16 protein-coding genes are annotated in these 20,137 nt (G+C 60.5%); 4 read left to right on the top strand and 12 right to left on the bottom strand.

Going from position 1 to position 20,137, the window contains the following annotated elements:
• Positions 1-12: 12 nt before the first annotated feature.
• The 6 genes from ACMXYI_RS03685 to ACMXYI_RS03660 all read right to left on the bottom strand — a co-directional run bounded on the left by ACMXYI_RS03685 (position 13) and on the right by ACMXYI_RS03660 (position 4,547).
• Positions 13-687: a DUF2491 family protein gene (locus tag ACMXYI_RS03685; protein ID WP_415771740.1), complete on the bottom strand. Its 675-nt coding sequence runs from the start codon at positions 685-687 to the stop codon at positions 13-15.
• Positions 674-1,708 carry an ion channel gene (locus ACMXYI_RS03680; protein ID WP_415771738.1) on the bottom strand — a complete coding sequence of 345 codons (1,035 nt, stop codon included), beginning with the start codon at positions 1,706-1,708 and terminating at the stop codon, positions 674-676. The genes ACMXYI_RS03685 and ACMXYI_RS03680 overlap by 14 nt, the downstream gene beginning before the upstream one ends.
• A 73-nt stretch (positions 1,709-1,781) precedes the next feature.
• Positions 1,782-2,345, bottom strand: a complete 564-nt coding sequence (locus ACMXYI_RS03675) for a rhomboid family intramembrane serine protease (protein ID WP_415771736.1) — start codon at positions 2,343-2,345, stop codon at positions 1,782-1,784.
• Between the two features lie 72 nt (positions 2,346-2,417).
• Positions 2,418-3,116, bottom strand: a complete 699-nt coding sequence (locus ACMXYI_RS03670; RefSeq protein WP_046047328.1) for a PspA/IM30 family protein — start codon at positions 3,114-3,116, stop codon at positions 2,418-2,420.
• A gap of 24 nt (positions 3,117-3,140) precedes the next feature.
• A complete protein-coding gene (locus ACMXYI_RS03665) occupies positions 3,141-3,722 on the bottom strand; it encodes a YjfI family protein (RefSeq protein ID WP_415771734.1) in 582 nt (193 codons plus the stop codon).
• A 270-nt stretch (positions 3,723-3,992) separates the two neighbouring features.
• On the bottom strand, positions 3,993-4,547 hold the full coding sequence (locus ACMXYI_RS03660; RefSeq protein ID WP_415771733.1) for a cysteine hydrolase family protein: 555 nt from the start codon (positions 4,545-4,547) through the stop codon (positions 3,993-3,995).
• A gap of 101 nt (positions 4,548-4,648) precedes the next feature.
• Here ACMXYI_RS03660 and ACMXYI_RS03655 point away from each other — a divergent pair, with 101 nt between their 5' ends.
• The 3 genes from ACMXYI_RS03655 to ACMXYI_RS03645 all read left to right on the top strand — a co-directional run bounded on the left by ACMXYI_RS03655 (position 4,649) and on the right by ACMXYI_RS03645 (position 7,664).
• The gene (locus ACMXYI_RS03655; protein WP_415771731.1) at positions 4,649-5,635 is read left to right on the top strand and encodes a GlxA family transcriptional regulator; all 987 of its coding nucleotides are present in this window, start codon (positions 4,649-4,651) and stop codon (positions 5,633-5,635) included.
• 177 nt (positions 5,636-5,812) lie between these two features.
• On the top strand, positions 5,813-6,916 hold the full coding sequence (locus ACMXYI_RS03650) for a DUF3182 family protein (protein ID WP_415771729.1): 1,104 nt from the start codon (positions 5,813-5,815) through the stop codon (positions 6,914-6,916).
• Positions 6,906-7,664, top strand: a complete 759-nt coding sequence (locus tag ACMXYI_RS03645) for an alpha/beta hydrolase family protein (RefSeq protein ID WP_415771727.1) — start codon at positions 6,906-6,908, stop codon at positions 7,662-7,664. Before ACMXYI_RS03650 ends, ACMXYI_RS03645 begins: the two co-directional genes overlap by 11 nt.
• Positions 7,665-7,676: 12 nt before the next feature.
• Here ACMXYI_RS03645 and ACMXYI_RS03640 read toward each other — a convergent pair whose 3' ends face one another.
• The 5 genes from ACMXYI_RS03640 to ACMXYI_RS03620 all read right to left on the bottom strand — a co-directional run bounded on the left by ACMXYI_RS03640 (position 7,677) and on the right by ACMXYI_RS03620 (position 13,080).
• Entirely contained in the window at positions 7,677-8,666 is a 990-nt protein-coding gene (locus ACMXYI_RS03640) for a lysylphosphatidylglycerol synthase domain-containing protein (RefSeq protein WP_415771725.1), read from the bottom strand.
• Entirely contained in the window at positions 8,666-9,949 is a 1,284-nt protein-coding gene (clsB, locus tag ACMXYI_RS03635) for a cardiolipin synthase ClsB (protein WP_415771723.1), read from the bottom strand. The genes ACMXYI_RS03640 and clsB overlap by 1 nt, the downstream gene beginning before the upstream one ends.
• Positions 9,946-10,743: an endonuclease/exonuclease/phosphatase family protein gene (locus tag ACMXYI_RS03630; RefSeq protein WP_415771722.1), complete on the bottom strand. Its 798-nt coding sequence runs from the start codon at positions 10,741-10,743 to the stop codon at positions 9,946-9,948. Before ACMXYI_RS03630 ends, clsB begins: the two co-directional genes overlap by 4 nt.
• On the bottom strand, positions 10,740-11,666 hold the full coding sequence (locus ACMXYI_RS03625; protein ID WP_415771720.1) for a DUF72 domain-containing protein: 927 nt from the start codon (positions 11,664-11,666) through the stop codon (positions 10,740-10,742). Before ACMXYI_RS03625 ends, ACMXYI_RS03630 begins: the two co-directional genes overlap by 4 nt.
• Before the next feature lie 211 nt (positions 11,667-11,877).
• On the bottom strand, positions 11,878-13,080 hold the full coding sequence (locus ACMXYI_RS03620) for an MFS transporter (RefSeq protein ID WP_415771718.1): 1,203 nt from the start codon (positions 13,078-13,080) through the stop codon (positions 11,878-11,880).
• Between the two features lie 299 nt (positions 13,081-13,379).
• On the opposite strand from ACMXYI_RS03620, the gene ACMXYI_RS03615 reads away from it, so the two are divergent.
• Positions 13,380-15,509 carry a mechanosensitive ion channel family protein gene (locus ACMXYI_RS03615; RefSeq protein WP_415771717.1) on the top strand — a complete coding sequence of 710 codons (2,130 nt, stop codon included), beginning with the start codon at positions 13,380-13,382 and terminating at the stop codon, positions 15,507-15,509.
• Between the two features lie 129 nt (positions 15,510-15,638).
• Here the strand turns inward: ACMXYI_RS03615 and ACMXYI_RS03610 are convergent, their stop codons facing one another.
• The gene (locus ACMXYI_RS03610; RefSeq protein ID WP_415771715.1) at positions 15,639-19,955 is read right to left on the bottom strand and encodes a DEAD/DEAH box helicase; all 4,317 of its coding nucleotides are present in this window, start codon (positions 19,953-19,955) and stop codon (positions 15,639-15,641) included.
• Positions 19,956-20,137: the final 182 nt, after the last annotated feature.

The following is a 20,137-nucleotide window of genomic DNA, read 5'->3' as shown; positions in this document are numbered from 1 at the left end:
ACTTCTTCCTTGTTAAAAAGTGTTCAGGTCAGTGGTGTACAGCGAAATGCCCAGCGAAGTACTCAAACTGACGGTGCCTTCGGCATCCTCTTCGACGGAAAACAGCAGGAATTCCCGGCGATCGGTCAGACCGGTTTCGCGGGCGTACAGCATCGAACGGTGCTCGATGCTGTAGGACTCATTCGGATTGGTCAGGCGCTCGCTCAACGCCACCAGTTCTGTCTGGCCGGTCTCGGTGCCCCATTCGCGGGTGTACTCGACACCGTTGTGGTTGTAGGTCGGCAGGCCGATCAAGCTTTGAGGGCCGGCCAGTCGGCGCAACTCCGCTTCACTGTTGATGGTGACGTAACTGAGGTAATTGAACAGGATCACCGACTCGACCTGTCCGGCGATGTCACCGCTGGTGTGCACTTGCAGCCAGTAGTCTTCGTCGTTCATGTAATAACGCGACAGCCAGTTCGACTGCCCCAGATCAACAGCGCCAGCGCTCCAGATCTGGTGGGAGCCAGGGATGACCACGCTAGTGTTGCCGTCGAGCAACAACTTCAGGGAGGTGTCGAACATCACCTCTTTGCCAAATGCCAGACCCAGCGGACCGATGGCGGGCAGGGTTTCGTTGGCTGTCCATTTCGATTCCGTATTCGCTTTCGGGGCCTCAAGCCCCATCAACTGTTTAAACCATCCCATTGGAGATTTCCTTGAGGCGAGTGGAGGCGATGTAGAAGAGTTCACCGCCCTCAACCCGAGTGGCGCCGGGCGGGTTGATCGAAGGGTGTCGGGCGCCTTTGGCGCGGTAACCGATAAGGGTCGCGTTGTGATGCTCTTTCATCTGCGCATACAGATCGCCGAATGTTGCTTCAAAAGCCTCGGGCAGTTTCATCAGGTACTGGGTGGCGCCTTGACCCACGCACAGCAACTCATTGATGACTACTGACGAGCCCGGATCCTGAGAGGCGCGCACCAACATCTCGATGGCCATGCTTGAGGTGCACTCCAGGCTGGGCGCATAGGCGCTGGCGAGCGCGGCGATTTCACTGTCATTGAAGTGGGCGACCACATGCCCGGCAGGGCTCAGTTGATTGATCGCCAGCACGGTGGCCAGGGTCAGATCGTCTGAATGGGTTCGCACCAGGACGCGCTCTGCACCGCGAACGCCGGCACGCAGCAAAAGTGCGGCAGAGGACAGACTTTCGCCTTTGATAAAATCGGCTTTGCCCGGCATGGGGTTTTCTTCGAGGTCGCAATCGCAAATGACGATCAGGTTGTCATTGGACGTTTCGTCCTGCAGCAGTAATTCAATGACTCGCTCGCTGGACGCGCCTTCCCAGCCGATGAGAACGGTGTGACCGACCTTGCCGGTGAAATCACCTTTGCCTTTCATGCCTTTTCTCCATACATCAATGACGCTGCTGGTGGTTTTGCCGATGGCTGCCGTCAGCAGCGCAATGCCCCCGAGCATGACCCAGGTAGCCACGAAAATTCGTCCCGCCGAGGTTTGGGGCGCAAGATCGCCGTAACCGACCGTCAGCGTGGTGGTGAGGTAGAAATAGGTAAATGTGGCGGGGGCGGTGAGGTGTTGTTCGCCCAGAAGCACCAGGCCGAGCCAGGCCGTGCTCAGGTGGATGCCCAAGGCAATCGCCAGTCCCGCCCAGCCGAAACGGTGGAAGAAGGACGAGGCATACACGCGTAATAAAAGAAAAATAGACATGACGTCCCTGACTCCGTGGGATGACTCGTTCCTGGCAATGCGCAGGCCTGAACCCCTGAACGTTCAATTGCCTTTACCGGGCGGCATTAAACCTGTTGCCGGACGCCGAGAGAAGTACCTTGGCTGCAATAAATCCGGCGAATGCCCCGGCGATATGGCCTTCGAAGGAAACCCCCTGGCGCGGAAGGAAGCCAATCACCAGGCCGCCATATAGCAGGGCGACGACCGCGGCCGTGATCAAGTTGCCCCAACTGTGCTGGAACCAGGCTCGCGACAGAATGTACGCCCACAGCCCGAACACCCATCCGCTGGCACCGATGTGCATCCCGGAAAACCCGAACAGCCAGACCAGCAAGCCGCCCAGACCAATGATGATCGCGCTCACGGCGATGAAGCGATTGAGCCCATCGACAATGACCAACGTGCCAAGGATCAAAAAGGGAATCAGGTTGGCGCTCAGGTGCGCAAAGGACGCGTGCAGAAAAGGCGAGGTAATGATGCCGAGCAGCCCGTGCAATGTCCTCGGGACCAGGCCAAATACAACAAGGCTGTAGCCAGTCGCGGTGTTGAGTACTTGCAGCGCGACCATGAAGATTGCCAGGCCGGCAATTGTCTTGAAACCCTTCAGGGCATCCATCCTTGACCTCTTCTCGACAAAAAAAAGGAAGGGCAATGAATGCCCTTCCTGTTCAGCTTGTGCCCGGCCCGGTTACTCGGCTGATTTTTTCTTCAGGCGATCCAGGATTGCGTTGGCGCTGCCCGAATCCGGGGTAATGCCGGCTTCGCGCAGTTTGCGTTCCAGATCAGTGCCGGTCGATGCATCGGCCAGTTGATCCTGTGCTTCCAGTTCAGCGGCGCGTTGCTGCTGCTTGGCCTGCAGGCGGTTCAGTGTACCGACGGCGGTTTCCAGCTTGCCGTTGGCGCCGCCACTGGCGATCGAAGCGCTGACCTGGGCTTTCTGTACGCTTTCGCGGGCCTTGGCCATGTCCACTTGCTGACGCAGGCTTTTGATGCGGCTTTCGGCCTTGGTGATGTCTTTGCGCATGTTGTCCGCGTAACCGCCGAATTCGGTGGCCTGCTTTTGCTCGACATCAAGCTCATTGGTGAGGGTCGAAATAGCTTCGGCCACTTCCAAAGCCAAGTCTTCGCGGTTGGCCTGGATCGCGGCCATGGCCTTGGATTCGAGGTCCTTGATCTTGGCGTTGTACTCGGCCACACGATCAGCCGACAGCTTGTGCTTGGCCATGATGGTGACCAACTCACGCTTGGCATTGGCCAGGGCGCTGTCAGCATCGCGGATTTCCTGGTCGAGGATGCGCAGGGCCTGTTGGTCGACGATTGATTCGCCGACTTCATTGGCACCGCCACGCAGCGCGGTGAACAATTTGCTCCAGATGGACTGAGTCATTGGATATTTCCTGTTCCCGAAAAATTAGATGAAGAAACGTTCAAAGGCTTCGCTGGCGCGCTGGACGTTGTCGACGAGGGTTTTGACCTCGGTCACGACATTGGTCAGGCTGGAGTCGGAGCTCAGTGCGCCGAACATGTTGTAGACAACCTGTCCGTTGGGCATCGACTCGATACCGATCGAGGACAGCGGGAACAACTCACGGCTGCGCAGGACGGCATCGTTGAAGGCCGGTACGTCCTTGATCGACTCGACGTCCACCAGTACGGTGTCGACGATGATCTGCTCGCCCACGACTGCGATGTAAATCGGCAGGCCACCGAAGTCGTTCATTTCCAGCTTGATGCTCGACTCGGAACCCTGGACGAGGGACAGAGTGATGTCGTTCGAAACCACTTCATCAAGGGCCTGCAGGGCGCTGAAGAGGCGGTCGATGTTCCAGTTGTTACCTGCGCTCATGTAATTCTCCGACATGAATGAGCCAGCCAGGATCGGTTGGCGTAGCTGTTTCTCCATCTGCTTGAGCAGGCTTCGGTTTTCGGGAAGCACCCAAGTCTCGTGTTTCACATAACCGGCGGCACCCAGGCCCGCGCGCATCTGCTTCATGTAGAAGCTCGACGGTTTTTTCGCGGACGGTTTCGAGCGCTCTCCCTTGCGGCTCACTGTATCGGTATCAGGCTCGGCAGGCGGACCTGATGGAGAGCGGCTTTTCATACTGGTGACTCCGTTGTGAAATCTCACGCGTGAGAAACACTACAGTGATTTTTTACGCCTCTCAATAGCTCACGCGTGAGATTTTTAGCGACCGGAAACGCCAAGGCCCGCAACGCGAAAGCGCGGCGGGCCTTTTGTTTATCGAGTTGTTTCAGGGGGGCGTTAGCGGCTGGCCGCGAGAAACTCGTCGGCAGACACCACGCTGGCGTAGGCAAAACCCAGGGCCGACATGAAGGCGGCATGAACGTGGGCTGCCGGGACAGTGACGCCGTTGAACTCCAGATCACGGGTAGCGCAGGCGTCGTGAATCACCGTGACGGTGTAGCCAAGATCGGCGGCGGCGCGGGTGATGCCGTCGACACACATGTGGCTCATGCTGCCGACGACCACCAATTCCTTGATGCCTTGTTCGTCGAGGATCGATTTCAGATCGGTTTCGCGGAACGAGTTGACGAAATGCTTGAGCACCACAGGCTCATCGGCGCGATTCAGGACTTTGGGGTGCAGCTTCGCGCCTTCCGAGCCCGGGGTGAAGAAAGGCGCTTCGTCGGAGGTGAATTCGTGGCGGATGTGCACCACCGAATCACCGGCATCGCGGAAGGCTTTGAGCAGACGAACGGCATTGTCCGCCGCGGCATCGGCGCCGACCAGCGACCACTTGCCTTGGGGGAAGTAGTCGTTTTGGATATCAACTACGATGAGTGCTTGCTTGGCCATGACTGTTTCCTCGAAGAGCTTGTTGGTGTGGAATGAAGTATTGGGTCTGGCAGGCCGTCCGAGGATTGGCCGCACCGACAATAGAAGGGGGAAAACTGACAATGGACGCAGAAAGGCCAATCGCCGAGTTGGGCGTGCTGATCTATCCCGGTGCGCAGATGGCGGCGGTGCATGGACTGACGGACTTGTTCGGGGTGGCGAACCGGATTGCCGCCGAGCATCAGGCGGCGCAGTTGCCGCTGCTGCGAGTCAGCCATTGGCAGGTTGATGGCGATCAGACGCCCGAGCGGGCCTACGACAGTCATCCCGCTGCTGATGGTGCGTTGGTGGCGGTGTTGATCCCGCCGTCGATTGCCGGTTTTTCCGAAGGCCAGGCACCGCAGGGGCTGATTCGCTGGTTGCGTCAGCAACACGCCAATGGCGCGACACTCGGCGGGGTTTGTGTGGGGTCGATTCTGTTGGCCGAGAGTGGCCTGCTCGACGGTCGCAGCGCCACCACCCACTGGACCTCTGCCAAAACCTTCGCCGAGCGTTACCCGGCGATCAACCTCAAGGCCGACACACCCATCGTTGACGACGGCGACCTGATCACCACCGCCGGGCTAATGGCCTGGTCCGAACTGGGCTTGCGTCTGGTCAACCGTCTGCTGGGGCCGAGCATCGCCACCAGTACCGCGCGGTTTCTGGTGGTGGAACACAGCGACAGCGCGAGTGAATGCGGCAGCAATTTTTCGCCCATTTTCAGCCATGGCGATGCTTCGATTCTCAAGGTCCAGCATTGGCTGCAGAGCACCGGAGCGACCGATGTGTCGCTGGCAACGATGGCCGAGCGGGCAGGGCTGGAAGAGCGCACGTTCCTGCGTCGATTTCGCGCGGCAACCGGACTCAAACCCACTGAGTACTGCCAGCACCTGCGGGTCGGCAAGGCCCGGGAAATGCTCGAGTTCACCAACGGCACCATCGATTACATTGCCTGGACGGTGGGTTATCAGGATCCGAGTGCCTTTCGGGCGACGTTCAAGAAAATTACCGGGTTGGCGCCAAGTGATTACCGGACACGGTTTGGGGTGGGCACGAGTCAGGGCTGAGCGCCAGTCGTGCAAAATGCCAGAGTTGAAACCCTTGTCGTGCAGAATCAAACAGGCACGGTGCCATCAAGTTTTTCGTAACTGGCTGATTTTAAATGCGTTTTTCTTTGAATCCCCTTGGCCTGATCTCTGCACCCCTTCTACTACATTCATCAAACGCAGATTGAAGGGTGACGCATGACCCCAACAAATCGCAACAAACTGGTGGTCGCCCACTCGGTGCGCCCCGAGGCTCCGTTGCACGAAGTAGAAACCAATCGTGCACTGGCCCGTTGGCTGGCGCAGATCCTGGGGCTTAAATACGGCGGCAGTTACGACCCCGAACTGCACAACGGTCGAGACCTTTATCTGTTGCCGACCCAGACGCTTGTTGGCGTCGCTGCCGCCCGGCAATTGGGCGTCAAGGGGCCGGAGGATTTGTGGGGCGGTTACGTCGACCATGATTTCATCTGCACCAAAGCCATCAGTCACGGGCTGCGCAACAAAGATGCTCACGCACCGGAAGGCTGGTCACCGTTGTTTTCCGAACGGGTGCGCAGCGTGGTGCTCGACGGCCTCAGTGTTTTTTCCATGGACGATGCGCGTCCTGCGGCGGAGCATCTGCTCTACAGCGGCCCGATCCGCATCAAGCCGATTCATGCCTGCGCCGGACGCGGTCAGGAAGTGATCAAAAGCCTCGACCAGTTCGATGCCATCCTCGCCAGACCCGAGGCCAAAGCGCTGTTCACTGAAGGCGTGGTGCTGGAGCAGGACCAAGTGATCACCCACAGCGTCGGTCAGAGTTTTATCGGCGACACGGTGCTGAGTTATTGCGGTGATCAATACTTGACTGAAGACGGTGAGGGCGAGCAGGTTTATGGAGGGTCCAACTTGCTGGTCGTACGGGGTCACTACGACGATTTGCTCGAATTGGAACTGCCGGACGATGTGCGGCTGGCAATCCGTCAGGCGCAAGTGTTCGACCGTGCCGCGGATGAGGCTTATCCCGGTTTCTACGCCTCGCGGCGCAACTACGATATCGCCCAAGGTGTGGACAGTAACGGTAAACAGCGCAGCGGCGTGCTCGAGCAGTCCTGGCGGATGGGCGGCGCCAGCAGTGCCGAAGTCGCCGCCTTGCAGAGCTTCGTCAACGACCCCGGGATGCGCGCGATTCGCGTGTCTTCGGTCGAGACCTACATCGACCAGCCGCTGCCGGCGGACGCCATCGAGGTGTATCGCGGGCCGGCGCAAAACAGTGACTTTCTTCTCAAGTACGTAACGGTTAAATCCTATGACGGCTAGAAGCGAAACCATTCAAATCGACATCGACGATGAACAGATGGTCGGGACTTTTCTCAGCCCCAAATCAAAAGTGCCCGGCGTGCTCTTTGTGCACGGCTGGGGCGGCAGTCAGGAGCGGGACCTGGAGCGGGCCAAAGGCATCGCCGGTTTGGGTTGCGTGTGCCTGACGTTCGACTTGCGTGGGCACACCGGCGGGGCCGGAATTGCGCTGGGTCGAGTCACGCGCGACGACAACCTGCGCGACTTGCTGGCGGCGTATGACCGCTTACTCGCGCACCCGGCGCTCGATACATCGGCGATTGCCGTGGTTGGCACCAGTTATGGCGGTTATCTGGCCTCGATCCTGACGTCATTGCGTCCGGTGCGTTGGCTGGCGCTGCGGGTGCCGGCGCTGTATCGCGATGATCAATGGCACACACCCAAGCGTGACCTGGATAAGCTCGATTTACGTGATTACCGCAGCACGTTAGTCCGCGCCGACAGCAATCGTGCGCTGCATGCCTGTTCGCAATTTACCGGGGATGTGCTGCTGGTGGAGTCCGAGACCGACGACCATGTGCCCCACTCAACCATCATGAGTTACCGCGCTGCGTGTCAGCAGACTCACTCGCTGACCCACCGGATTATCGACGGCGCCGATCACGCCTTGAGCGAACCTGTTTCGCAACAGGCATACACTTCGATCCTGGTGGGCTGGATCACCGAGATGGTGGTGGGCGAGCGGTTGAGCATTATTCAGTCATCGTAAAAACATCGGCTGCTAATGTCTCGGTTTCTTCTCGATTCGCAACGACTTGGCCTTGGCTTCCACGATCAGGTACATCACCAGGGTAATCAGTAGCGGCAGGATGAAATAGATCGCCCGATAGGCCAGTAATCCGGCCACCAGGCTGCCTCGGGACACTTCATGTTGCAGCAGCGCCACGAACACCGCTTCAAGCACGCCAAGCCCGGCAGGAATGTGCGTGATGACCCCGGCAATCGCGCTGATCAGCAACACCCCGAGCACCAGCGGGTAATCCAGCTTGCTCGGCAGCAAGGTGAAAATCACCGCCGCCATCAGCGACCAGTTCAGCGCCCCGAGGGCCAGTTGCAGCACTGCCATGCGCAGGGACGGCAGGTCGATTTCCACCCCGCGTATCGCCCACTCCCGACGCTTGGAAAACTGACACGCTGCCAGATACCCGGCACTCACCAGCAGCAACAACACGCCCACACCTTGCAGCGCACCGCTGCTCAGCTTCCAGCCTGGCGGCATTCGCACCAGCCCGCTGCTGAACACGGCACCGGCAATCACCATGTAACCGAACCAGTTTGTCGCCAGGCTCAACCCGAGAATTTTCGCGATGTTGCCCTTGCTCACCCCGAGTCGCGAATACAGCCGATAACGCATGGCAATGCCGCCGACCCACGCGCTCAGATTGAGGTTGAAGGCATAGCTGATAATCCCTACCGGCAGGATCTGCTTCCACGTCAGGTCCTGGCGAATGTAGGTACGGCCGATCAGGTCGAAGCAGGCGTAGACCAGAAAACTCACCAAGGTCAGACCGGACGCGATGATCAGCGTGCGCACCTTGAAATCTGCGAGGTTGTCGAACACTTCATCCCATTCGATGCGCTGGGCAAGCATCGTGAACAGCACGATCAGCGCCAGGAAAAACAGCATTGTCAGTGGCCGTTTCCAGCGGCTCCAGCGGGATTTGCCCGGCGTTTCGGCGTGGGTCGCCGGTTGTGTATCAGAGTGGTTCATCAGGTGTCACTCCCGGCGGAATGGGTAAAAGGTTTCAGGCGCGGTTTATGCGCCGGCAGCCAACCGGCCCAGGCCGGGAAGTGCCGCAGAAAGTGAAACACCAGAAAGCCGACGGTCATGTGCCAGACCCGCCCGCGCGGGGACTTGTCTGTGGACATGACCTTGCAATGGTTGTTACTCAGGTCTTCGAGGCGCTCGAACAGGTCGCGGTTGAAGGTGCGATCGCGGATCAACACATTGGCTTCCAGGTTCAAGGACAGGCTCAACGGGTCGAGGTTGCTCGAACCGACCGTGCTCCAATCCTCATCCACCAGCGCGACTTTGCCGTGCAGCGGACGGTCGCAATATTCGTAAATCTGCACGCCGGATTTGAGCAGGTAGTCATAGGTCATGCGCGCGGCGAGTTTGGCCGCCAGCATATCGGGCTGACCTTGCAGGATCAGCCGCACATCAACGCCACGACGTGCCGCGTTGCGGATCTCGCGCAGCAGGCGATAGCCCGGAAAGAAGTAGGCATTGGCGATCACCACCCGGCGCTGGGCACTGCGCAGCACCTGTCGGTAAACCTCTTCTATGTCGGTCGGATGCTCGCCGTTGTCGCGGTACACCAGGCGAACCTGGCCGTCATGATCGGTGAATGCCAGTTCCGAGCGCCGTTGTCTGCGTCGTTGCCACCAGTATTTGGCGCGAGCCGGGCGACCGCATTGCAGCAAGGCGAAGTGATGGATGTCGGCCACCGCCGGGCCTTGCACTTCAACGGAATAATCCTGCTTGGCCTCAGGGCCGAAGTCAGCCAGATGGTCGGCAGAAAAGTTGATGCCGCCGATGAACGCAATCGTGCCGTCGACCACCACGATCTTGCGGTGCAGGCGGCGGAACCAGTTGGTGCGGATGCCCAGATGTTTGGGCGCAGGGTCGAAGATCTGGATGCGCACGCCGGCCTCGCTCAGGGCGGTGAGGTATCCCGTGCCCAGTTCACCACAGCCAAAGCCATCGAGATTGGCGGTGATCCGCACGCCGCGTTGAGCGGCGGCGATCAGGACTTCCTGCAGCTCGTTACCGACCTTGTCCTCGAACACAATGAAGGTTTCCAGCAGGATTTCAGTCTTGGCCTGACGCATGGCCTCGAACACCCGAGGGAAATAATCTTCACCATTCTCCAGCAGCTCTACGCGGTTGTTGCCTTGCCAGCCATATTCGACGTCGACCACGCCCGGCTCACGGACCGGCGGGGTTGTGGATAAGTGCTCCACGTTGGTTTTATCCATCGACGGGCTGCTCATAGCTCGATCTCCACCGACAGCGGTGCATGGTCGGAAAGGTGTGACCAGGGTCGCGCGGCCAGCACTTGCGGCTGGCTGGCCTTGAGGTTGCGCACGTAGATGCGGTCAAGGCGCAGCGCTGGCAATCGCGCTGGAAAACTGCGCGCCGGTTTGCCGTGGAGTTCGGCGAAAACCTCCCGTAGACCGCTGGGTTTGAGCAGCGCATCGGCACGCTGGCGCCAGTCGTTGAAGTCACCGGCAACGATCACCGGGGCATCGCTGGGCAGTTCTTCGAGGCGCTGGGCCAGCAACTTGAGCTGTTCGGTCCGGTGGGTTTCGCGAAGGCCCAGGTGCACACAAATGGCATGCACTTCCTGGCCGTCACCGGGCAGGCGCAGCACGCAATGCAGGATGCCGCGGTTCTCGTGACCGCTGATGGAAACGTCGAGGTTGTCGTGGCGAATGATCTGGAATTTCGACAGCAACGCATTGCCGTGATCGCCCGCCGGATAGACCGCGTTACGCCCATAGGCGAACTGCGGCCACAGGGTGTCGGCGAGGAATTCGTATTGCGGCATCGCCGGCCAATTGCTGTAGCGCTGGGGGTGCTGCTCGTGGGTGCCGTGGACCTCCTGCAAAAACACCACGTCGGCGGACACGCTGCGCACCGCTTCGCGCAATTCGGGCAGGATGAAACGCCGGTTGAGCGCGGTGAACCCCTTGTGCGTGTTGACCGTCAGCACGGTGAAGCGGCGCACGGAGGTGATGATGGGTTGCTGTTCGTCGGTGGTGCCGACCGGTTCGGAAATGCTCATGACAGCACTCCTTCGGCGGCCAGTTCACCGGGACGGGTAGCGAGGTCTTTATCCAGATGAAAGCGCTCCAGCAAGCGGCGGGCATCGAAGGGCGCGCGGACTTTGATGTCGTTGTCGAAGTAGCAAAACACCTCACGGGACTTGCGCGCCTTGGGCTTTTGCCGGGGTGCGATCAGCTGCGGGTCGGGCGGTTGCTGGCCGTGGTACCAGGCTTCGATCCGGTCGCCCCAGCGTTTCAGCGCCTCGGGGGTGTAACCGCTGGCATAGAGTTCTTCGGCACCGTGCAGGCGCAGGTAAACGAAGTCGCTGGTGAGGTCTTCGCGGTACGGCCATTTACCGGCGGTGTCGGCGATAACCAGTGCAGCATTGTGGCGTTTGAGCAGGCGGATGAAGGCGGGGTCGACGAAGCTCTCGTTTCTGATTTCTACGGCATGGCGCACAGGCTTTTTCCCGTAGGCCTTCATGCTGGCGTGACCGTTCACGTGCGAATCATGCTGGCGGGCGAGGGCGGCGGCCTCTTCGGTGTTGTGGGGCAACTGCTCCAGAAAGGTTTCGAACAGCTCGGCATCGAATTTGAAGTTGGGCGGGAATTGCCAGAGGATCGGGCCGAGTTTTTCTTTGAGTTCCAGCACCCCGGACGCAAAGAAATTCGCCAAGGGTTTATGGACGTCCCGCAGTCGCCTGATGTGGGTGATGAAACGCGGGGCCTTGACGCTGAAAACGAAGCCCCTCGGGGTTTCGGCGTACCACTGGGCATAACGTTCGGGCCATTGCAGGGCGTAAAACGATCCATTGATTTCGATGCTGTTGACCGCCCGTGAGGCGAATTGCAATTCGCGGTTATGGGTCAGCCCCTTTGGGTAGAAATCCCCCCGCCAGGGCGTGTAGCGCCAGCCTGAAATGCCGATGTGGATCGCCGCCATGTCGCCTCCCGTCTAATGGTTCTCGGACTGCCCTGTCTTTTGATGACTGCGGGGCGGGCGAGAAAGTTTCGACGGGACTACGGACGGCACACGCTCGACAAAACACCACCGATCAAAATGTGGGAGCGAGCTTGCTCGCGATAGCGGTGTGTCAGTTACATCAATGCTGGATGTGCTGCCGTCATCGCGAGCAAGCTCGCTCCCACAGGGTTTAGTGACCGGCAACAACCTGGGTCGAGCTCTCGGCATACACCGGACCCAACCGATCAAGACGACCGCTCCACGCGGTCAGGGCCAATGCGACCAACACCACCAGACCACCGATCCACGCGGTGTGGATCAGGCCCATGTGAGCAACGATCAAGCCACCGCCCCACGCACCACCAGCAATGCCGAGGTTGAACGCGGCGATGTTCAGGCCCGACGCTACGTCCACCGCATGCGGGGTGTGATGCTCGGCCTGACGCACCACGTAAACTTGCAGGCCCGGCACGTTGCCGAACGCAACTGCACCCCAGACCAGCACAGTGCCCAGGGCCAGCCATGGGTTGCCGGCGGTAAAGGTCAGTACGAACAACACGGCAGCGAGCAGGGCGAAGATGATTTTCAGGGCGCTGATCGGGCCGCGTTTGTCCGCCAGTTTGCCGCCCCAGATGTTACCGACGGCCACCGAGATGCCGTAGACCAGTAGCACCAGGCTGACGGTGCTGGCGCTGAAGCCGGAAATGTCCTGAAGAATCGGTGCCAGGAAGGTGAAGGCAATGAACGAGCCGCCGTAACCGACCGCGGTCATGGCGTACACCAGCAGCAGACGTGGCTGCTTGAGCACTTGCAGTTGCTGCAACAGTGAAGCCGGTTTGCTGTGGGCAATGTTTTTCGGCACGTAAAGCAGGCTGCCGATGAACGCGATCACACCCAGTGCAGACACCGCGAGGAAGGTTTCACGCCAGCCGAAATGCTGACCAATGAACGTCCCCAGTGGAACGCCGGTGACCAGAGCCACGGTCAGGCCGGTGAACATGATGGCGATCGCGCTGGCAGCTTTTTCCTTCGGCACGAGGCTGGTGGCGATGGTCGAGCCGATCGAGAAAAACACCCCGTGGGCCAGGCCGGTGACGATCCGCGCAATGATCAGCGACTCGTAACTCGGCGCTTTCCAGGCCAGCAGGTTGCCGAGGGTGAACAGCACCATCAGCGACAACAGCAGCATTTTGCGCGGGACCTTGCCGGTGAGGGCGGTCAGCACCGGGGCGCCAATGGCAACGCCCAATGCGTAGAGACTGACCAGCAGGCCGGCGGACGGCAGGCTGACGCCAAGGTCGGCGCCGATGGTGGGTAACAGGCCAACGATGACGAACTCGGTCGTCCCGATGGCGAAGGCACTGAGGGTCAGCGCGAGCAAGGCAATGGGCATGGCTGCAACTCCGGAGGATTGATTGATGGAGCGCAGTGTCGGGGTTTGGGTTGTGTAGAAAAATACAGGGATGGGCATTTGATATTTGCGTTGTGCGCAAAGATCGTTCCCACGCTCTGCGTGGGAATGCAGCCCGGGACGCTCCGCGTCCCTAAAGCGGACGCGGAGCGTCCGTTGAGGCGTTACCACGCAGAGCGTGGGAACGATCGGTAAGCTATCCCTGATTTCACCCCAATAACCGAACTTGCCTGCAATTCCCCGATCAGTTCCTTACAGACCCATTTGCAGGAGCACCGCGTTTGTTCAAGTTCAAGACCGCGATACTACTGGGGGCATTGCTGATTCTGGGCAGCAACGAGCTGGAGGCTGCCGCACTACCGGGTGTGCCGGCGGCAGCCACCGCCGCGACACCACTGGCACACCCCGAACCGCTGGTACAGGGTGGTTTGCTGGGTGCCATCAGTTCGAGCATTGAGGAAGTCCAGGGCAAACTCGATCTCAACGAAGACTTGCTCGACGCTTGGCGTCTGCGTGCAGACCGGGCGGCCGTTGAGGTGGATCAACTGGTCAATCGTCCATCGGCCCGCTCGAGCTGGAGCGTGGCGGGGGATTTCCTGCTGTTGTCCGGTGTGTGGATGGGTGTTTTCGCGCTGCTCTGGCTGCTGGGAGGGCTGCTCGCCAAACGTCTGTGCCAGAACCGCCTGCTGCTCACTCGCGAGCGCGGTCAGGCCTTGCTGGGTTATGTGTTGCCCTACACGGTTCCGGCGCTGATCAGCCTGCCGCTGACGCTGTATGTCAGCCACTTCTTGCAAGTGTCCGCCGGCCGGGCGCTGGCATTGTGTTTCGCCTATGCCACCAGCAGCGGCATTTTTGCCGCGTCGTTGCTGTTGTCGCTGGTGGTGCTGTTCAACGCCGGCCACAAGCGCCGGGCAGTGCAGATTATTCGTCAGTACAGCCCACGACCGCTGTTTTTGATGGGCTTCCTCGTGGCCCTGAGCGACGCCTTGACCAGTCCGCAGATCGCCCGTCTGCTCGGCGGCAATCTCACCAGCAGTGTCGCGGTGTTCACTGGGGTGGCGGCCTCGATCACCTTTGGCTTTTTGGTGATCAAGATGCGCCGTCCGGTCGCCCATCTGATCCGCATTTTGCCGTTGGCCCAGCGCCTCAGTCAGCCGGCCGTGCGTGAAATGCTGCGGGTCTTTTCCGGGCTCTGGTACTGGCCGATTCTGTTGATGGTGCTGGTGTCGGTGATCAACCTGATCGGCATTGGCGATGACAACCAGAAAGTACTGCGCTGTGCGCTGTTTACCACGGTGTTGCTGATTGCGATGGTGTTTCTCAGCACGTCGCTTCATCACCTGTTCAAGTCGCGCAGTGAGTTGGCCGTGCGCCGCAGCAGTGCCTACAAAGAACGCTTTCTCAGCCTTTCGCACGCGTTGCTGCGCATCGCCCTGGCGATTGTTTTCATCGATATCCTGGGGCGCATCTGGGGCGTGTCGCTGTTTGAGTTTGCGGTGAGCAATTCGGTCGGCCGGGCGATCAGTGATTCCCTGAGCCGTATCGGTTTGATTTTCCTGGTGACCTGGATGGGCTGGGTGGTGTTGGATACGGCGATTCAGGAAGCCCTGAAACCACCAGTCAGCAAACGCTCGGCGCGCCAACCCAGTACCCGAACCAAAACCATCCTGCCGCTGCTGCGCAACGCGATCAAAATCATCCTGGTGGTGATCTGCGCCATCACCACCATGGCGAACCTGGGGATCAACGTTGCGCCCTTTCTGGCCGGTGCCGGTGTCGTGGGGCTGGCCATCGGTTTCGGTTCCCAGCAACTGGTGCAGGATGTGATCACCGGGTTGTTCATCATCATCGAAGACACGTTGTCGATTGGCGATTGGGTGGTGCTCGACTCTGGCCACGCCGGCACGGTCGAAGGCCTGACGATCCGCACCTTGCGCCTGCGCGACGGCAAGGGGTTTGTGCACTCGGTGCCGTTCGGTCAGATCAAGGCCGTGACCAATCAATCGCGGCAATTCGCCTATGCGTTCTTTTCGGTGCAATTCACTTACGACACCGATGTCGACAAGGCTATCGAGTTGATCCGCGAGGCCGGGGATTCCATCCGCGACGATGCGTTCCTCAAGTACAACCTGCAAGGGCCGCTGGATGTGTTTGGTGTCGACAAGATGGACCTTAACGGCGTGGTGCTGACGGCACAGTTCCGCACCGTGTCGGGAGGGCAATACGCGGTGAGTCGGGCGTTCAACCAGCGTTTGAAAAAGCTTGTGGATAACAGCCCGTGGGTGCATTTCGCGCAGACTTATCCACAGCAGGTCTTGATGCCCAGACAGGCTGTTGAGCCGATGCAAAGTGATGGGATTGCATCGGAACATTCATCGGTGTTCCTGCCGGATCAGCCGCGTACCCAATGATTTGTGTACCGATCGTTCCCACGCTCTGCGTGGGAATGCCTCACCGGACGCGGAGCGTCCGCTCTTGGGACGCGGAGCGTCCCGGGCTGCATTCCCACGCGGAGCGTGGGAACGATCGGTGATAGGTGATCAGTGTCGGGTGAGTTTGTTGTGTAGCTCGGCAGTCGATTGCTGATCCAGCTCCAGCCAGAAAATCTGCTTGCCGGCAATCTCGGCAGCGGCGGGTAATCCATCGCGATACACCAATCGATTACTCGCTAGTGCCGGCACTTTTACTCCCGGTAGAAGCGTCCCTGCGAGGTTCAGCGGATCAACCCCGCACACGGCAATCAAACTCCCGTCATGCGGCCGTCGTCGCACCTCGCGCAGTAACGGAATGGCTTCAGGCAACGCAAACTGTTCACCGGCCAAACCACTGACAAACCGCCCGCCGCGAATCTCGCCGCGAGCTTCCAGCCGATGGAACGTGCGCAACAATTCCCGCCAGCTCGGCAACCAATCCGCTTCACGTTCCAGCAAGCGCCAGAACACCACGCCGTAGCGCCGGAGTAAGGTCATGGCGATATGTTCAAGGGTGTCGGTCGGCGTGGGTGCCGGACGTTTGTTATCCACAACCGGAACTTGCGCGCCGCGTCGTAGCAAGGCCCAGCGCCCGGCATCGTCCATCCCGCCGACAAACGCTCCGCGCCCGCGTCGGCTGCTGCGATTCTGGCGTTTGCTGGCCGGCGTGATCAGCGCCCGCAGACCGGCGAAGCTGTCGGCATTCACCAACCCGGCTCCGACTAATTCCTGCAAGGCGATTTCCAGTTCCGAGCGCAGCAGGTGGGCTTCGTGAGTCAGCTCATCGAAAAACAGCGCACCGTGTTGGCTCAGGGCTTCGTAGACTTTTTGCGTCTTAGGCGAGAGTTCGCTGACAGGCGTCTGCTCGGTCAACCCGCTCCACAGCCCGACCTGACTGCGCGGCAGCAGGAGAATCGGTGTGCTGCGCAATGCCGTGCTGGCGCTCTTGTTGCGCGCGGTCAGGCGAGTCCACACCAGTTTGCCGCTGCGGCACAGGTCATCCAGCCAATTCGCTGAATAGCCTTTTATTCGCGCCGGCAAAATATCGCTGTCCCAGGCTGAAGCGGCGGCGGGGTAACCTTCGAACTGACCGACTATTGCTGGCAACACTGCGCTGCCCTGGCCTTGTGTCGCGGCAGACAGATGCTGCCAGTCGAACAGGAAACGCATGAAATCCTGCAACGCCACGGGCTCGATTTCCCGCCGCAGACGCTTGACGGTGTAGCGGTGAATTCGCGCCAGCAAATGCCGTTCGCACCATTCTTCCTCAGCTGTGCCGGGCGTGAATTGGCCGCGCAACACATAGCCTTCGCGTTCCAGTTGCGCCAACGCCTGGGTGACTTGAGTCGCCGGTAAACCGAGCGGTTCGGCAATCGCGTTCAGCGGCAGCGGACCGAACGCGCTGAGCCGCGCACGAATCAATTCCAGCACCGCGTCGTCCGGCGTCCAGACTTCATCGAACCCGGGCAACGCCTCCAGCGGTGGCTGCAAAATCGCCTGTGGATAAATCGCTTGCAGGCAAGTCAGCCGCTCCAGTGCCAACCACAGCGCTTGCCCGGCATTGACTTGCAAGCGGCTGGCGCGACCGCTGTCGGCCAGGGCGTTCAGCCAATCGAGCCAGTCTGGATTAGCCAGGGCCTCGGCGTCGGAGATGCACGCGAGGCTCATCAATGCCTCATGCATTTCATCGACGCCAGTCGGTGTTGGCCAGGCTTCCTCGCGCACGGCTTGAATCGCCTCCGCATCCAGCGCGCCGAGGTCGTCGGTGGACTGCGGATCGCTCCAGCGGCGGTTGAGTACCGCTTGAGTGCGGCGCTCTTCCAGCGGCGCATCGTCGAGAAAGGTGTAGGGTCGGGCGCTGAGAATTTCCGCGGCCAGCGGCGAGGGCGCCGGCAGGTCGCGGCTGATCAAGCGGATGTCGCCATGTTCCATGCGCCGCAACAACGCCAGCCAGCCTTCGCTGTCCATGGCTTCGTGCAGGCAATCGTCGAGGGTTTGTTCCACCAGTGGATGGTCGGGAATTTCCCGTTCGCCGGCGAGGTTTTCCACGCAGGCCATCTGGTCGGGAAACACGCTGGCGATCAGGTCTTCGCTTTTCATCCGCTGGATCTGCGGCGGGACTTTGCGTCCGCCACTGTAGCGCGGCAGCGCCAGAGCAACCCCGGCATTCCAGCGCCAACGCACGCCGAACAGCGGCGCATCGAGCACGGCTTGAATCAGGGTGTGCTCGGCGCTGTTGCTGTGCAAATAACGCCAGACATCATCGAGTTCAAAACTGTGGCTGGTGGACAGCGACAGCACGATGGCGTCTTCGCTGGCGGCGGCCTGCAATTCGAAGTTGAAGGTGCGGCAAAAACGCTTGCGCAGGGCCAGGCCCCAGGCACGGTTGATGCGGCTGCCGAACGGCGTGTGAATGATCAATTGCGTGCCGCCGGACTCGTCGAAAAACCGCTCCATCAGCAGCGTGTCTTGTGACGGCAGGGCGCCGAGGGTCAGGCGCGCACGGGCCAGGTAATCGACCAATTGTTCGGCACTGGAGAGGTTCAGACCGAGGGTGTCGGTCAGCCAGTCGATTGCGGGCTGCAAGTGACCGGGTGTGGCGCCGAGCAGCTCATCGAGTTGCGCTTGCAGGCGCGCCACGGCGAACGACAGTTCAGCACTGCGGCCCCGCGCTTCGCCGAGCCAGAATGGAATGGTCGGCGGTTGGCCCTGAGCGTCTTCGACCCGGACCTTGCCGGTTTCAACGCGCAGAATTCGGTAGGAGGTGTTGCCCAACTGGAAGACATCCCCTGCGATGCTTTCCACCGCAAAGTCTTCGTTGACGCTGCCGATGTTCAGCCCTTGGGGTTCGAGTAAAACGCTGTAGTCGGCGTTGTCCGGGATGGTCCCACCGCTGGTCACGGCCGTCAGCTTGGCGCCCCGACGACCGCGCAGGGTGCGGGTCACGGCGTCGCGGTGCAGGTAAGCGCTGCGGATGCCCAGGCGACCGTTGTAGCCTTCGGCGAGCATCTGCAGCAGCGCTTGATAGTGTTTTTCGTCGAGTTCGCGGTAGGGCGAGGCGTTGCGGAACATCTCCAGCAGCGCCTGCTCCTGCCATTCCTGGCAACTGACCTCGGCGATGATTTGTTGCGCGAGTACATCCAACGGTGCCTTGGGAATCAGCAAGGTGTCGAGTTCGCCGCGACGCACACAGTCGAGCAGGGCGGCGCACTCGATCAGGTCGTCGCGGGTGGTGGCGAACAAACGGCCCTTGGGCGTGCCGCCGACCTGGTGCCCGGAGCGGCCGACCCGTTGCAGAAACCCGGCAATCGAACGTGGCGAGGCAATCTGGCAGACCAGGTCGACATCGCCGATATCGATCCCCAGTTCCAGGGATGCCGTGGCAATCAGCACTTGCAGGTCGCCGCGCTTGAGGCGCTGTTCGGCGTCGAGACGAAACTCCTTGGCCAGACTGCCGTGGTGGGCAGCCACCGCGTCCTTGCCGAGGCGTTCGCTCAAGTGACGGCTCAGGCGTTCGGCGAGGCGTCGGGTGTTGACGAAAATCAGCGTGGTGCGGTGTTCGCGGGCGAGGGCGGCGAGGCGGTCGTAGACCAGTTCCCAGATGTCGTTGGCCATCACCGCCGACAACGGCACGGGCGGCACTTCGATGCCCAGATCCCGTGGGCGGGTGTGGCCAATGTCGATGATTTCGCACGCGCGATCACGGCCAACCAGAAACTGCGAGACGGCTTCGATGGGTTTTTGCGTGGCAGACAGGCCGATCCGCATCAGCGGTTCCGGACACAACGCTTGCAGTCGCTCGAGGCTCAAAGCCAGATGGCTGCCGCGCTTGCTGGCGGCGATCGCGTGAATTTCGTCGACGATCACCGTGCGAGCAGTGCTGAGCATTTGTCGGCCGGAATCGGAACCGAGCAACACGTAAAGGGATTCCGGGGTGGTCACCAGAATATGCGGCGCGGTCTTGCGCATCGCCGAGCGGTCTTTTTGCGGGGTATCGCCGGTGCGCACGGCGGTGTTGATCTGCAATTGCGGCAGGCCCATCTCGCGTAATTGCTCGGTGATGCCGGCCAGCGGGTTTTGCAGGTTGATCTGGATGTCGTTGGACAGGGCCTTTAGCGGCGAAACGTAGACCACCAGGGTTTCATCCGGCAGATGGCCGCCGTTGGCCATTGCGCGGTGGACCAGGTCGTCGATGACCGCGAGGAACGCGGTGAGGGTCTTGCCGGAGCCGGTGGGTGCGGCGACCAGGGTCGAGCGGTGCTGGCGGATCAACGGCCACGCCCGGGCCTGGGCGGCGGTGACCGTCGGGAAGGTGCTGCTGAACCAGGCGCTGACGGCGGGGTGGAAGCCTGCCAGGGCGCTGTCCGTCGGGATTGGCAGATTCATGCAGCAATTTATGCGGGCGGGGGGCTGAAGATGCAAGTACCGCTCAAGACCTTCGCTGGTCTTCAGGGCCCCATCGCGAGCAAGCTCAGCTCCTACAGTGGATTTGCGTCAACTGTAGGAGCCGAGCTTGCTCGCGATAGGGCCGGAACAGGCGCCGCAGATCTCAGGTATCTACACTTTAC

This window comes from Pseudomonas lyxosi (genome assembly GCF_047758685.1).
Taxonomy (GTDB): domain Bacteria; phylum Pseudomonadota; class Gammaproteobacteria; order Pseudomonadales; family Pseudomonadaceae; genus Aquipseudomonas; species Aquipseudomonas lyxosi.
This window is presented reverse-complemented; position numbering and strand designations above follow the sequence as displayed.